At 70.5% G+C, this 14,053-nt stretch carries 15 protein-coding genes; 8 read left to right on the forward strand and 7 right to left on the reverse strand.

What is annotated here, in order from left to right; translation table 11 throughout:
• Positions 1-6: 6 nt before the first annotated feature.
• A complete protein-coding gene (locus C4T42_RS12485) occupies positions 7-1,131 on the reverse strand; it encodes an AI-2E family transporter (RefSeq protein WP_103985173.1) in 1,125 nt (374 codons plus the stop codon).
• 143 nt (positions 1,132-1,274) lie between these two features.
• On the opposite strand from C4T42_RS12485, the gene purM reads away from it, so the two are divergent.
• Positions 1,275-2,354: a phosphoribosylformylglycinamidine cyclo-ligase gene (gene purM / locus C4T42_RS12490; RefSeq protein WP_103985174.1), complete on the forward strand. Its 1,080-nt coding sequence runs from the start codon at positions 1,275-1,277 to the stop codon at positions 2,352-2,354.
• The gene (gene purN, locus C4T42_RS12495; RefSeq protein WP_103985175.1) at positions 2,354-3,004 is read left to right on the forward strand and encodes a phosphoribosylglycinamide formyltransferase; all 651 of its coding nucleotides are present in this window, start codon (positions 2,354-2,356) and stop codon (positions 3,002-3,004) included. Before purM ends, purN begins: the two co-directional genes overlap by 1 nt.
• A 141-nt stretch (positions 3,005-3,145) precedes the next feature.
• Here purN and C4T42_RS12500 read toward each other — a convergent pair whose 3' ends face one another.
• Both C4T42_RS12500 and ndk read right to left on the reverse strand, forming a co-directional pair.
• Positions 3,146-3,511, reverse strand: coding sequence for a hypothetical protein (locus tag C4T42_RS12500; protein ID WP_020091801.1), 366 nt, complete (start codon positions 3,509-3,511; stop codon positions 3,146-3,148).
• A 173-nt stretch (positions 3,512-3,684) separates the two neighbouring features.
• Positions 3,685-4,107, reverse strand: a complete 423-nt coding sequence (gene ndk, locus C4T42_RS12505) for a nucleoside-diphosphate kinase (RefSeq protein ID WP_012317495.1) — start codon at positions 4,105-4,107, stop codon at positions 3,685-3,687.
• Positions 4,108-4,375: 268 nt separating this feature from the next.
• Here ndk and C4T42_RS12510 point away from each other — a divergent pair, with 268 nt between their 5' ends.
• Positions 4,376-4,840 (forward strand): DUF2147 domain-containing protein, encoded by a 465-nt coding sequence (locus tag C4T42_RS12510; protein ID WP_020091800.1) that lies wholly within the window; start codon positions 4,376-4,378, stop codon positions 4,838-4,840.
• A gap of 6 nt (positions 4,841-4,846) precedes the next feature.
• Here the strand turns inward: C4T42_RS12510 and C4T42_RS12515 are convergent, their stop codons facing one another.
• Positions 4,847-5,482, reverse strand: coding sequence for a glutathione S-transferase N-terminal domain-containing protein (locus C4T42_RS12515; protein ID WP_103985176.1), 636 nt, complete (start codon positions 5,480-5,482; stop codon positions 4,847-4,849).
• A gap of 240 nt (positions 5,483-5,722) precedes the next feature.
• On the opposite strand from C4T42_RS12515, the gene C4T42_RS12520 reads away from it, so the two are divergent.
• The 5 genes from C4T42_RS12520 (at position 5,723) to C4T42_RS12540 (ending at position 10,024) form a co-directional block, all read left to right on the forward strand.
• Positions 5,723-6,031: a hypothetical protein gene (locus C4T42_RS12520; RefSeq protein WP_103985177.1), complete on the forward strand. Its 309-nt coding sequence runs from the start codon at positions 5,723-5,725 to the stop codon at positions 6,029-6,031.
• 126 nt (positions 6,032-6,157) lie between these two features.
• Positions 6,158-8,197: an FUSC family protein gene (locus C4T42_RS12525; protein WP_020091796.1), complete on the forward strand. Its 2,040-nt coding sequence runs from the start codon at positions 6,158-6,160 to the stop codon at positions 8,195-8,197.
• A 23-nt stretch (positions 8,198-8,220) separates the two neighbouring features.
• Positions 8,221-8,415 carry a DUF1656 domain-containing protein gene (locus C4T42_RS12530; protein ID WP_020091795.1) on the forward strand — a complete coding sequence of 65 codons (195 nt, stop codon included), beginning with the start codon at positions 8,221-8,223 and terminating at the stop codon, positions 8,413-8,415.
• Complete coding sequence (locus C4T42_RS12535; protein ID WP_103985178.1) at positions 8,415-9,470, forward strand: HlyD family secretion protein; 1,056 nt, start codon at positions 8,415-8,417, stop codon at positions 9,468-9,470. Before C4T42_RS12530 ends, C4T42_RS12535 begins: the two co-directional genes overlap by 1 nt.
• A gap of 71 nt (positions 9,471-9,541) precedes the next feature.
• Complete coding sequence (locus C4T42_RS12540) at positions 9,542-10,024, forward strand: DUF3280 domain-containing protein (RefSeq protein WP_103985179.1); 483 nt, start codon at positions 9,542-9,544, stop codon at positions 10,022-10,024.
• Positions 10,025-10,616: 592 nt separating this feature from the next.
• Here the strand turns inward: C4T42_RS12540 and gatB are convergent.
• From gatB to gatA, 3 genes are all read right to left on the reverse strand, one after another.
• Complete coding sequence (gene gatB, locus C4T42_RS12545; protein WP_103985180.1) at positions 10,617-12,089, reverse strand: Asp-tRNA(Asn)/Glu-tRNA(Gln) amidotransferase subunit GatB; 1,473 nt, start codon at positions 12,087-12,089, stop codon at positions 10,617-10,619.
• A gap of 184 nt (positions 12,090-12,273) precedes the next feature.
• Entirely contained in the window at positions 12,274-12,573 is a 300-nt protein-coding gene (locus C4T42_RS12550; RefSeq protein ID WP_100252959.1) for a hypothetical protein, read from the reverse strand.
• On the reverse strand, positions 12,570-14,048 hold the full coding sequence (gatA, locus tag C4T42_RS12555; RefSeq protein ID WP_181049163.1) for an Asp-tRNA(Asn)/Glu-tRNA(Gln) amidotransferase subunit GatA: 1,479 nt from the start codon (positions 14,046-14,048) through the stop codon (positions 12,570-12,572). Before gatA ends, C4T42_RS12550 begins: the two co-directional genes overlap by 4 nt.
• Positions 14,049-14,053 lie beyond the last annotated feature (5 nt).

The following is a 14,053-nucleotide window of genomic DNA, read 5'->3' on the forward strand; positions in this document are numbered from 1 at the left end:
TCAGGATCATCCCGCGCCCGCGGAGGTCAAGGCCGAAGCGTCCTTGCCCTCGTGCTCGATCAGGATCGGCTGCCCGGCGTGGTAGAGGCGGCTCTCCAGGTAGCGGGCCAGGGCGAAGCGGACCAGCACGCCGATCGAGGCCGCGATCGGGACGGCGAGCAGCAGCCCGACGAAGCCGAACAGCGTCCCGAAGGCGAGCAGGGCGAACATCAGCCAGACCGGGTGCAGCCCCGTGGAATCGCCGACGAGCTTCGGAGAGATGACATTGCCCTCCAGGAACTGGCCGACGAGGAAGACGGCGACGGTCAGGCCGAGATGCAGCCAGTCTCCGGAGGGCCAGAACTGGACGAGCGCGACGCCCACGGAGAGCATGAAGCCGGTGAGCGTGCCGACGTAGGGGATGAAGGTCAGGAACCCGGCGATTAGGCCGATCAGCACGCCGAAGTTGAGGCCGACCAGCCAGAGGCCGACGGCGTAGAAGCTGCCCAGGATGAGGCAGACCAGGGTCTGGCCGCGGACGTAGCCGGTGACCGCTCCGTCGATCTGGCGCGCCAGTTCGCGCACCGTCGCCCGGTGCCGGGGCGGCACCCAGCCGTCGATGGCGGCGACCATCCGGTCCCAGTCGACGAGGATGTAGAAGGCGACGACCGGCGTCACGACCAGCAGGGAGGCGATCGAGATCAGCGCCTGGCTGCCCGACCAGAGCGATTTCAGGAAGGCCAGGAGCCACGTGCCGGCCTGGGTGGCGAGCGTCCCCACGGAGGATTGCAGCTCGTTGAGGACGTTCGCGCCGCCGACGCGCTCGAGCAGTGTCCCGGACCGCTCGGCGATGATCGCCTGGAGCCGCGACACCATTCCGGGCAGCGCGTTGACGAGCGCCACGACCTGATTGGCCGTGAGCGGGATCAGGATCAGCAGCGTCACGACGAGGACGATGACGAACAGCGCCAGGATCAGCAGGCTCGCCGCCAGACGCCCGAGGCCGAGCCGCTCCAGCCGGTCTGCCAGGGGGTCGAGGAGGTAGGCCAGCGTGATGCCGGCCACGAACGGCAGCATCACCTCCCGCAGGAGGTAGACGATCAATCCCAGGGCCACGACAGCGGCCAGCCCGATCACAGCCCGTGCGCGCACGATGACGCTCCCCCCAGCAGCACACCACGCCAGCGGGCAGAGTGGGTATGCGGAGCGCGCCGATCAAGGCGCCGCCGGCACGACTCGCGCGGCGCGCGGGAAGCCGCTAGAGCGGGGCCAGTATTCAGCGAGGTGGCGCGGGCATGACGGCCAAGGACGGCAACGAGCCGAAGACGGGGCTGACCTACGCGGCGGCGGGCGTCGATATCGATGCCGGCAACGCCATGGTCGAGACGATCAAGCCGCTGGTGCGCTCGACCCGGCGCCCGGGCGCCGACGCCGAGATCGGCGGGTTCGGCGGCCTGTTCGACCTGAAGGCCGCGGGCTTCCGCGACCCGATCCTGGTCGCCGCCAACGACGGCGTCGGCACCAAGGTCAAGATCGCCATCGAGACCGGCCGCCACGACACGATCGGCATCGACCTCGTGGCGATGTGCGTGAACGACATCATCGTCCAGGGCGCCGAGCCGCTGTTCTTCCTCGACTACTACGCGACCAGTAAGCTGGTCCCCGGCGTTGGCGCCGACATCGTGCGCGGCATCGCCGAGGGCTGCCGGCAGGCCGGCTGCGCGCTGATCGGCGGCGAGACCGCCGAGATGCCGGGCCTCTACGACGGGTCCGACTACGACCTCGCGGGCTTCTCGGTCGGCGCCGCCGAGCGCGGCGCGCTGCTGCCGCGGCCCGGCATCCGGCCCGGCGACGTCGTCCTCGGCCTGCCCTCCTCCGGCGTCCATTCCAACGGCTTCTCGCTGGTCCGCCGGATCGTCGCGAAGACGGGTCTCGGCTGGGACGCGCCGGCCCCGTTCGCCCCGGGCCGCAGCCTCGGCGAGGCGCTGCTGGAGCCGACCCGGATCTACGTGAAGCCGCTGCTCGCGGCTTTGGGCGCCACCGACGGGATCCGGGCGCTCGCCCACATCACGGGCGGCGGCTTCCCCGACAACCTTCCCCGGGTCCTGCCGGACGAAGTCGGCATCGCCGTCGACCTCAATGCCGTGACCCCGCCGCCGGTCTTCGGCTGGCTCGCCCGCGAGGGCGGCGTCGCCGAGGCCGAGATGCTGCGGACCTTCAACTGCGGGATCGGCATGGTAGTGATCGCCGCCGCCGACGCGGTCGACGACGTCGACGAGGCCCTGACCCGGGCCGGCGAGACCCCGGTCCGCCTCGGACGGATCACGGCGCGCGGCCCCGAGCCGGTGACTTTCAGCGGCCGCCTCGCCCTGTGATGGCGTCCGCCCGCAAGACCCGCGTAGCGATCCTCATCTCGGGGCGCGGCTCGAACATGCTGGCGCTGCTGGAAGCCGCGAAGGATCCCGCCTTCCCGGCCGAGATCGTGCTGGTCCTGTCGAACCGCCCGGAGGCCGCCGGCCTCGCCCGGGCGGCCGAGGCCGGCATCCCGACGCAGGCCATCGATCACCGGGCCTTCGCCGAACGGGCCGGTTTCGACGCCGCCCTCGACGCGGCGCTGCGGGCGGCCGAGGTCGACCTCGTCTGCCTCGCGGGCTTCATGCGGATCCTGACGACCGACTTCGTGGCGTCCTGGGCCGGCCGGATGCTCAACATCCACCCTTCGCTTCTGCCCCTGTTCAAGGGCACCCACACGCACCGGCAGGCGCTGGACGCGGGCGTGCGCCTGCACGGCTGCACGGTCCACTTCGTGGTGCCGGAACTCGACGCCGGACCGATCGTCGCCCAGGTTGCGGTCCCGGTCCGCCAGGACGACGATCCCGACAGCCTCGCCGACCGCGTGATCGTGCAGGAGCGGCGGCTCTACCCCGCGGTGCTCGCCCTGGTGGCGGGCGGCCGCGCCCGTCTGGACGGCGATCGCGTCGTCATCGACGAGAGGGCGCCAGACGGCGCTCTGTTCAGCCTCTAGGCGGCGGTAGCACGGGCGTTTCCGTCCGCGCGAGCGGGGCGCCGCGATCCGGCCGCGCCACGCTCGCCATGTTCCGCCCCCGGGGCTGCTCCGCCGACGAAGACAGTGCGCGGACCCGGAGGCCTTCGCAGCTCTTGGCGCTCAGACCGGGCGCTGGAGCTTGCAGCTGTCCAGGGCCGAGAGCGCCTTGGCGCGGGCGGTGTCGTTGAAGTAGCCGGTGGTCCGGTAGGCCTCGATCTCGGAGGCGTCGAGGCTGCGCAGCGTCTGCCGCGCGTAGCAGCCGCAGGGGCGCTCCAGGGAGGCCTCGCTGGCGCTGGTCATGCGGGCCTGGACGACCGTGCAGGCGTGGCGCACGCGGCCCTCGAGGTTGGTCTTGCTGGCGGTCTTGAGTGCGGGGTCCGGCTCGTACTGCTGGAACGGGGCCGAGGATCCGCCCGCGAGGGCGGCGGTCGCGCCGAGGGCGAACAGGCCGGTCGCGATCAGCAGGGGCAGGCGGCGCATCGTCATGGTCGGGGTCGTCCGGGGGCTGAGATTGGCTAAGCTCGGCCGTTGGACGCTCCCGGGCTCCGTCCCGTCAAGGACGACCCGGTCACACAGGGCGGCATTCCCGGCGCCGCCGGGTACGGGGCGCGCGAATGGCGGGTCGGTGTGCCCAACCCGCCACCGCGCGTCGCCTCGCCTCAGGCGGCGATGTCGGAATCCTTGAAGAACTGCGCGATCTCGAGCTTGGCGTTCTCGGCGCTGTCGGAGCCGTGGACGGTGTTCTCGCCGACGGACTCGGCGAACTTCTTGCGGATCGTGCCCTCGGCGGCCTGGGCCGGGTTCGTGGCACCCATCACCTCACGGTATTTGGCGACGGCGTTCTCGCCCTCGAGGACCTGGACCACCACCGGGCCGGAGGTCATGAAGGTCACGAGCTCGCCGAAGAACGGGCGCTCCTTGTGCACCTCGTAGAACTTCTCGGCCTGCTCCTTGGTCATGCGGATGCGGCGCTGGCCGACGATGCGCAGGCCGGCCTCCTCGATGACGGCGTTGACCGCGCCGGTCAGGTTCCGCCGCGTCGCGTCGGGCTTCAGGATCGAGAAGGTGCGCTCGGTGGCCATGGTGCGTCCGGTCTGTCTGTGGAAAAGATGTGCGGCGCGCCGGCGATCCGGACACGCCGCGGCAGCGAGAATTTCGCTTCGGCGCCGGGCTTATAGCGGGCGCCCCCCGGTGCCTCAAGCGGCCGGGCGCGCCCGGGCGGGGCAAGCGCGGCCGTGGCTCTGCCGCAACACCGCCGAAAAATCGCCCGATTGCGGCGGCTCAGTCGCGCACCAACCGACTTCGTCCACCCCTCGGGCGCCCGCGGCGCCCCAATCCCGGAGACGAACCATGCGACTCGCTCTCAGCGCCAGCCTGCTTCTCGCCGGCCTCACCGCCGCCTCCGCCGACACGGGCAAGGACCCGTCCGGCACCTGGCTCACCGGCGACGGCCGCGCCAAGATCCGGATCGACCGCTGCGGCCCCGGCCAGAAGCTGGTCTGCGGCAAGGTCGTCTGGCTCAAGACGCCGACCTTCGACAACGGCGCCCCGCGCACCGACCTCAAGAATCCCGACCCGAAGAAGCGCGCCCGTCCGGTGATCGGTCTCCAGCTGATCGAAGGTCTGAAGCCGGACGACGCGAAGTTCACCGGCGAACTCTACAATATCGAGGAAGGCAAGATCTACACGGTCAGCCTCGAGCGGGAGAGCGAGGCCGAGCTCAACGTGTCGGGCTGCATGCTCAAGATCCTGTGCGGGTCGCAGACCTGGACCCGCGTGCCGGACGTGAACCAGCAGGCCGCCAACAAGAACTGAGCTTCGTCAGATCGCCGCGAGGCCGCGCTGCACTGCCGGCCTCGCCAGGATGCTCTCGAGCCACCGGGCGACGTTCGGGAGGGTGTCGATGTCGACACCCTGCTTGAAGTTGAGCTTCGCCCAAGTGAACGTCGCGATGTCGGCGACGGAGTAGTCCTCGGCCAGGAAGGCGCGCCCCTCGAGGCGCCGCTCCAGCACGCCGTAGAGGCGCTTGGCCTCGGCGGTGAACCGGTCGATCGCGTAAGGCAGCTTCTCGGGCGCGTAGATCTTGAAGTGGTGTGTCTGCCCGAGCATCGGCCCGAAGCCCGCCACCTGCCAGAACAGCCACTCGTCGACCGCCACGCGGGCGCGCTCGTCGGTCGGGTAGAACTGCCCGGTCTTCCGGCCGAGATACTGCAGGATCGCGCCTGATTCGAAGACCGAGATCGGCTGTCCGCCCGGACCGTCCGGATCGAAGATGGCCGGGATCTTGTTGTTGGGCGAAATCGCCAGGAAGTCGGGCGCGAACTGCTCGTTCTTCGCGATGTCCACGGGAACGATGCGATAGGGGAGCCCGCACTCCTCCAGCATAATCGGGATCTTCCAGCCGTTCGGCGTACTCCATGTGTGGACGTCGATCGGCCGCCCGGACACCGCTGCCATGCTTTGCCTGCTCCTGGACCCGATCGTCGGCGGCGCGGTGGTCCTCCGCCGTTTCCGAATTGCCCCGGCAGTGAAGACGATTTCCCGGCCGCGCTCAAGGGCACCGCGCCCGTAGACGCGGTCGCACGGCGAAGCTGCGCCGGGGCTGGCGGCGGCGGCGCGGCCGGGCTTGCCGGCGCCGCGGGAGAGCGGCGAGATTGCGGCTCGGGCGCCGGAACGGCGCCCGAGGGGGAACATCCGATGATCGATCGTCTCGTCAGGATCGCGGTCCTGTCCGCGCCGCTGCTCGCCGCCTGCCCGGCTCTCGCCAAGGAGCCACCTGCCAAGGAATTACCCGCTAAGGAAGCACCCACGAAGGCGCCGCCCGCCGCCGAGGCGCCGGCCGCCAGGGCGCCGAGTGCGGGCCAGTCCGCCGCCCGCGATCGCCAGAAGACCTGCGGCACCGAGTGGCGCGCCCTGACCGACGCGCAGAAGGCGGCGCAGGGACCGAAATGGCCGCAGTACTGGAGCAAGTGCAACAAGCGCCTGAAAGGTGGCGACAAGGCCTGATCGGCTAGAACCGCGGGGCGTTCCGTTCGTTCGAACATCCGCGGCGGGTTGGCAGGAGGCATGAGGCGATGACGGACCCTTCTCCGTCCGGTCGGGCGGTGGACAGCGCGCCGCGCGGGGTCCGGCATGGCTGAGGCCCCCGCCGGCTCCGTCGCAGATCGCCGCCCCGAACCGCTCGGCGACCGCGTCCTGGCGTTCCTCGATGCCTGGGTGCCGAAGCCGGCCGCCTGGGCCTTCGCGCTGCGGATCTGGATCGCCATGATGCTGGCGCTGGCCGCCGCATTCTGGCTCCAGCTCGACAGCGCCTCGTCCGCCGCCACCTGCGTGGCGATCCTCGCCCAGCCCAAGCGGGGGCAGGCGATCTCGAAGGCGGTCTACCGCCTGCTCGGCACGCTCGTCGGCGCGGCGGTGGCGCTCGTCTTCATGGCGCTCTTCGGCCAGGACCGGGTGCTGCTGCTCCTCAGCTTCACCGTCTGGCTCGGCCTCTGCGTCTTCGTCGCCCAGTTTCTGCAGGACACGCGGGCCTACGGCGCGATGCTGTCCGGCTACACTGTGGCGATCATCGCGCTCGGCCAGATCGACGATCCGCAGGGGACCTTCGACGCCGCCGTGTCCCGCGTCGCCGCGATCGTGCTCGGCATAGTCGTGATCACCTTCATCAACGACGCCCTCGCCTCGCCGAGCACGTGGCGGGCGCTGCTGCCGCAGCTGCGCGCGGCCTGGGACCAGACGCGCGGCTACGCCCGCGAGACTCTGGCGTCGGGGGATCTCGGCGCCCCGCGCACCGCCGCGCTGATCCGCGCCATCGCGCCGATGCGGGCCGATGCCAGCGCCATCGCGGGCGAGCTGGACGACGGCCGGTACCGCGCGGCCGGCGCGCGCAGCTGCATCGCCGCGCTCTACGTGATGGCGGCGTCGATCCGCGGCCTCGGGGCCGCGGCCGCGTCCCTGCGCGATCCGAGCCCGGCCGTCGCGGAGGCGATGGCGATCTGCCGGCGGGTGGCCGACGCGCCCGATCCCGACGCCCTCGACCGAGACGACGAGCGCCTGCGCGACTTGGTCGACGCGGCTATCCGCGACGGGACCCGTCCCCTCGATGAGGTCGTTGTGCTCCAGCGCGCCCTCGACTTCGTCTGCGCCGCGACCTTCGCGCAGGACGGCATCCGCGCCGTCGCCGACGGCCACAGGCCTCTGCGCGACGCCGAACTGCCGACGCACCGCGACTTCCCGGTCGCCCTCCGCGGCGCCCTGCGGGTGGCCCTGAGTTTCGCGGTCACCGCCGCCACCTTCGCGGCGCTCGGCCTGCCCCAGGCCTCGTTCGCACTGGTCCAGGTGGCCGCCACCGCGGCCCTGTCGTCGATGACGCCGGACCCGAAGAAGTTCGCGAACGGCGTCGTCGTCGGCATGACGCTGGCCGCCGCCCTGGCGGGCATCGCCCGGTTCGCGCTCCTCAACGGTGTCCAGGGCTTCCCGATGCTGGCGCTCGTGATGGCGCCGGTGATCTTCCTGGGCTGCTTCCTCTCGCTGAACCCGAAGACCTTCGGGGTCGGCTTCATCCTGATCGTGTTCTTCCCCGTCCTGCTGGGGCCCTCGAACCCGCAGACCTACGACGCCCTGAGCTTTCTGCTGAACGCGTTCCTCGTCGTCGTGGCGGCCGTGATCCTGTCGATCATCGTCCGCCTCATCCTGCCGATCTCGCCGGCCCAGCAGCGGGTCTTCGCCCTCGGTTCGGCGCGGCGGGCGCTCGCCGACGCCCTCGTCGGCCAGGGCGGCGACGCCACCACCCGCACGAGCCTGAATGCCGACCGGCTGTTCCAGTTCGCCGCCTACAGCTCGGGGAGCGCGGCGGTGCGGCAAGCGAACCTGCACCACGCCTTCGCCCTCGCCCGCCTGGAGGCCGCCGCCGCCCGGGCCCACGCGGAACTGCGCCGCCTCTGGTCAGTCAAAGCCCTGCGCGGCGCGATCCCGCGGGCGCGGGACGCCCTCGCGGCAGGCGACGATCGCGGGCTCGAGATGGCGGCGCGCGACCTGATCCGCGCCGCCTCCAGCCAGGACCGGGCGGTGCGGCTCACGACGGCCCGTGCCGCCAGCGACCTCGTCACCGCGTCGCGGACCATCGCCCGCCACAGGCGATTCCTCCAACGCCTCGACATCGCGCTATTCTGATTGCCGCTTCTTCCGGGGTAACCATGCACGAGGACATCCATGTCGGCGGGGTGCTGGTCACGGCCTTCGTCGCTTACGCGCTCGCCGCGTTCGTGATCCTGGTCGTCCTTCGCCTCGTCTTCGCCCGCATCCGCTTCAGCCGCTACGTCGCCAACGCCCCGCTCGCCGAAGCCGGCCTCTACGTCTGTGTCCTCGCCCTCCTGATCGCGTTCATCTGATGCCCGACACGACCGCCGACGAGGACGATCCGAAGTCCGCCGCCCGCGACGGCGCGCCCGGGCGGAGCGACCCCCTGCCCGCAGTGCCGCGCCGGGGCCGGGCCGCCAAAGTGTTCCGCCTCGCGGCCACCGGCGTGATCCTGCTCGCGGCGATCCTGGCGGGAGCCTTCGTGTGGGAGTTCTTCGTGGCGGCGCCCTGGACGCGCGACGGCACGGTCCGGGTCCAGGTCGCCAACATCGCCCCGCAGGTCGCGGGTCAGATCGTCGAGGTCCGGGTCCAGGACAACCAGAACGTCCGCAAGGGCGACGTCCTCTACGTCATCGACCCGGTCGATTTCGAGGTCGCCGTCACCTCGGCGGATGCCGAGGTCAAGAATCGCGAAGCCGACCTGCAGGTGAAGAACGCCGAGTCGGCCCGGCGCCAAGCGCTCTCGACCGTGTCGACCTCGATCGAGGAGAAGCAGCGATTCGCAGGCGCCGCGAAGATCGCCGAGGCGTCGCTGGAGAGCGCGCAGGCGCAGCTGCGGCAGGCCAAGGTGAATCTGGAGCGCACCCAGGTGAGGTCGACCGTCAACGGACGGGTGACCAACCTGCTGATGCGGGTCGGCGACTACGCCCGGACCGGCACCTCGAACATCAACGTGGTCGACACAGACTCCTTCTGGATCGACGGCTATTTCGAGGAGACCAAGATGTCCAACATCCGCGTCGGCGACCCCGCCGACGTGAAGCTGATGGGCTTCGATCCGCACCTGACCGGCACGGTCCACAGCATCACGCTCGGCATCTCCACGGCGAACGCCGCCGCCAGCACGCAGGGGCTGCCGGACGTCAACCCCGTCTACACCTGGGTGCGCCTCGCCCAGCGGGTGCCGGTCCGCATCCGCATCGACCACGTCCCGGCGGGCGTCCCGCTCATCGCCGGCATGACCGCGACGGTGTTCGTCAACGGCGGCCGCGGCCCGGCACCGAGCTGGTTCATGGACCTGCGCGACCGCGTCTCCGGCCTGGCAAAGCCGGCGGCCAGCCCCACCCGGGAGGCCGACCGGCGCTGAACCGCCGCGCGGACGCGACTCGGTTGGCGGGGGCGCGGTTTCCCGGAGACGCATCCGCGCCGGAGATCACGATGAACCGACTGCTCGCACTCGCCACCGTCCTGCTGGCCGCGGGACCGGCCGCGGCCGCGCCCCCGCGGGCCGCGGTATTCGATTTCCAGTTCTCGAACCTATCGCCGGTGCCGGGTGACGCCGCCGACACCGCGCGGCTGAAGCGGGTCAGCGCCGAACTGCGCGACCTCCTCCAGAAGAAGGGCCTGTTCGTCGTGGTCTCGACCGAGCCGGTGCGGGACGAGGTCACCAGAAGTGCCGACCTGCGCCGCTGCAATGGCTGCGCGGATGACTTCGCCCGCAAGCTCGGCGCGGATGTCGCGATCACCGGCGAGGTGCAGAAAGTCTCGAACCTGATCCTCAACCTCAACGTCTACGTGAAGTCCCTCACCGGCGACGCGCCCGAGAAGGCCTACAGCGTCGACCTGCGCGGCGACACGGATGAGTCCTTCGACCGCGGCATCCGCTTTCTGGTCGAGAACAATATGGGCGCCGGCAAGTAGCTTGCGGGCCAATCAATATTTCGCAGCGCCACGGGATCGATCCAAGTGATTGAGCTCGCACGCGCTGCGGTGCGGCGGCGGGGGCAAGTGGATCGAAAAAGCCTTTTGCCGAGAAAATAGCTATTGACCGACTTGGAGGACGGGCGCAGTCTCCATCTGTGCTTAGCGAGAGCGGGCACGGACCGGCACGAAATCTTGACGCGATCAGGTTTCGCAGCGGTGTCGGTCGTCGGAAGCTGGAGGAGACAGGGATGACTCCACCGCAGCGGAATGCCGCCTAGACGGTTCAGGGACAGGTTCGGCCCGAGACCTAGCGGCACAATACGAACAGCCGGACGGACGCGGCTCCAGGGGCGCAGAAGCGGCCACGCATGGCACGCCTTCGAATGCGCGAAAGGCCCCACTTCGAGCCGTTCCGCCGCGGTTTCTCTTAGAGGATCTGTTCGTGGCCCACCTGCCCGGCATCGCCGCGGCGGGATCTCGTCGTGGCTTTGGCGAGCATGGGACTGGCCGGCGACGTCGAAGTGACAGCCATCCGATCCCGGCACTCATCCTGAGGCCGGGCGCGGACTGGCCGCTCGCCGCGGAAGGCTCACTCGATCCCGAGCTTCGCCTTGAGCAGCGCGTTCACCGCCGCGGGGTTCGCCTTGCCGCCGGTGGCCTTCATGGTCTGGCCGACGAACCAGCCGAGCAGGGTCGGCTTCTCTTTGGCCTGGGCGACCTTGTCGGGATTCGCCGCGATGATCTGGTCCACCGCCGCCTCGATGGCGCCCGTGTCGGTCACCTGCTTCATGCCGCGGCTCTCGACGACGGCGCGCGGGTCGCCGCCCTCGGTCCAGACGATCTCGAACAGGTCCTTGGCGATCTTGCCGGAGATGACGCCCTCGCCGATCAGGTCGATGATCGCGCCGAGCTGGTCCGCCGAGACCGGGGTCGCGTCGATGGACAGCCCCTCCTTGTTGAGGCGCCCGAACAGCTCGTTGATCACCCAGTTGGCCGCGGCCTTGCCGTCCCGGCCCTTCGCCACCGCCTCGTAATAGTCCGCGGAGGCGCGCTCGGCGACCAGCACGCCGGCATCGTAGGGCGAGAGGCCGAACGCCGAGACGAACCGCGCCTTCTTGGCGTCCGGCAGCTCGGGCAGCCCCTCGGCCAGGGCGTCGACGTAGGCCTGGTCGAATTCCAGCGGCAGCAGGTCCGGATCGGGGAAGTAGCGGTAGTCGTGCGCCTCTTCCTTCGAGCGCATCGAGCGTGTCTCGCCCTTGGTCGGGTCGAACAGGCGCGTCTCCTGGTCGATCTTGCCGCCGTCCTCGAGGATGGCGATCTGGCGCCGCGCCTCCGTCTCGATCGCCTGCCCGATGAAGCGGATCGAGTTGACGTTCTTGATCTCGCAGCGCGTGCCCAGCGGCTCGCCGGGGCGACGCACCGAGACGTTCACGTCGGCGCGGAGCGAGCCCTTCTCCATGTCGCCGTCGCAGGTGCCGAGGTAGCGCAGGATCGTGCGCAGCTTGGTCACGTAGGCCTTCGCCTCCTCGGACGAGCGCAGGTCGGGCTGGGAGACGATCTCCATCAGCGCCACGCCCGACCGGTTGAGGTCGACGAAGCTCCGGGTCGGATCCTGGTCGTGCAGCGACTTGCCCGCATCCTGCTCGAGGTGCAGGCGCTCGATGCCCACGGTGATCGACGCGCCGTCTGCCAGGTCCACCAGGACCTCGCCTTCGCCGACGATCGGGTCCTTGTACTGCGAGATCTGGTAGCCCTGCGGCAGGTCCGGATAGAAGTAGTTCTTCCGGTCAAACACGGAGCGCAGGTTGATCTTGGCCTTCAGGCCGAGGCCGGTGCGCACCGCCTGGGCGACGCACTCGGCGTTGATCACCGGCAGCATCCCGGGCATCGCGGCGTCGACCAGCGAGACGTGGTCGTTCGGCTCGGCCCCGAACTCCGTCGAGGCGCCGGAGAACAGCTTCGCCCGGCTGGACACCTGGGCGTGGATCTCCATGCCGACGATCACCTCCCAGTCGTGGAGGCCGCCCTTGATCAGCTTCTTGGGGTCGACGGGTGCGTTCATGGTCGGTCCGAAAGGCGGCTGGCGTTCGAGGCGTCGCCGTCTTCGCGAGCGCAGCGAAGCGATCCAGGGAAGCGCGAGGCTTCCAGGCGTTGCACCGCCGGATCGCTTCGCTGCGCTCGCAGAGACGGCGGAGGCGCCGCATGCGTCGAGCGAGAGATTTTCTAGGAGGCCCCTGCCCGCAGGGTCAAGCGCGGCGTCCGACCGCCTGCCGGGCGCCGTAGCCCACGACGGCCCAGATCAGGGCCGCGACGGCGCGTACCGGGAAGAAGGTCGGGCCGTCGCGGGTGATCGGCGCCGGCCACGGGATGCCGGCCGCGCTGACCGCGTAGGAGAACAGCACCGAGAAGCCGAGCGCCGCGATCGCCGCGATGAAGACCTTGCCGAACTGGCTGGCGGTCCAGCCGAGATAGACCGCCACCACGATCAGCGCCGGATCGAACGCGGCCCAGATCCAGACCGTCCAGGGATAGTACGGGACGGTCATGACCACCACGGCTCGGGCAGGACGGTGCGACCGGCCGCGTCCTCAATCACCTGGGCGACCGCGAACAGCGTCTCCTCGTCGAAGGGCCGGCCGATGAGCTGGAGGCCCAGCGGGAGACCCTGCCCGTCGAGACCCGCCGGCACCGCGATGCCCGGCAGCCCGGCCATGTTCACCGTCACGGTGAACACGTCGTTGAGGTACATCTCCACCGGGTCGGCCGAGGCCTTCTCGCCGATGCCGAAGGCGGTCGACGGCGTCGCCGGCGTCAGGATCGCGTCGACCCCGGCCGCGTAGGCGGCCTCGAAGTCGCGCTTGATCAGCGTGCGGATCTTCTGCGCGCGGACGTAATAGGCGTCGTAGTATCCGGCCGAGAGCACGTAGGTGCCGATCATGATCCGGCGCTTCACCTCGCGGCCGAAGCCGGCAGCGCGGGTGTTCTCGTACATCCCGGCGATGTCCTTGCCGGGCACGCGCAGGCCGTAGCGGACGCCGTCGTAGCGGGCGAGGTTCGAGGAGGCCTCGGCCGGGGCCACGATGTAGTAGGCCGGCAGCGCGTAGGCGGTGTGCGGCAGCGAGATCTCCCGGATCGTCGCGCCGGCGGCCTTGAGCCACGCCGCGCCCTCGTCCCAGAGCTTCTGGATTTCCGCCGGCATCCCGTCGACTCGGTACTCCTTCGGGATGCCGATGGTCAGGCCCTTCACGCCGCGCGACACGGCGGCCTCGAAATCGGGCACCGCGAGGTCGGCGCAGGTCGTGTCCCGGGCGTCGGCGCCCGCCATGGAGCCGAGCAGGATGGCGCAATCGCGCACCGTCCGGGCGATCGGGCCGGCCTGATCGAGGGAGGAGGCGAAAGCCACCGTGCCCCAGCGCGAGCAGCGCCCGTAGGTCGGCTTGATCCCGACCGTGCCGGTGAAGGCGGCGGGCTGCCGGATGGAGCCGCCGGTATCGGTCGCGGTGGCGCCGAGGCAGAGGCGCGCGGCGACCGCCGCGGCGGAGCCGCCCGACGAGCCGCCGGGCACGATCGGCGCGTCCGATCCGGCGCGCCGCCAGGGCGAGACCACGTTGCCGTAGGCGCTGGTCTCGTTCGACGAGCCCATGGCGAACTCGTCGAGGTTCAGCTTGCCGAGCATCACGGCGCCGTCGCGCCACAGATTGGCCGACACGGCCGATTCGTAGTGCGGCTCGAAGGTTTCAAGGATCTTGGAGCCCGCCGTAGTCGTCACGCCGTGCGTGCAGAACAGGTCCTTGATGCCGAGGGGAATGCCCTCGAGCGGCCGCGCCTCGCCGGACGCGATCTTCTGGTCCGAGGCCTCGGCCATCGCCAGGGCGCGGTCCGGGGTCTCCCGGATATACGCGTTCAGGACGCGGGCTTTGGCCATGGCGTCCAGATGGGCCTGGGTCAGCTCGCGGGCCGAGATCCGCTTCGCCTTCAGGGCGTCGCGCGCTTCGGCCAGGGTAAGTTCGTTCGGATCCACGCTGT

This window comes from Methylobacterium sp. 190mf, assembly GCF_900107945.1.
Classification (GTDB): domain Bacteria; phylum Pseudomonadota; class Alphaproteobacteria; order Rhizobiales; family Beijerinckiaceae; genus Methylobacterium.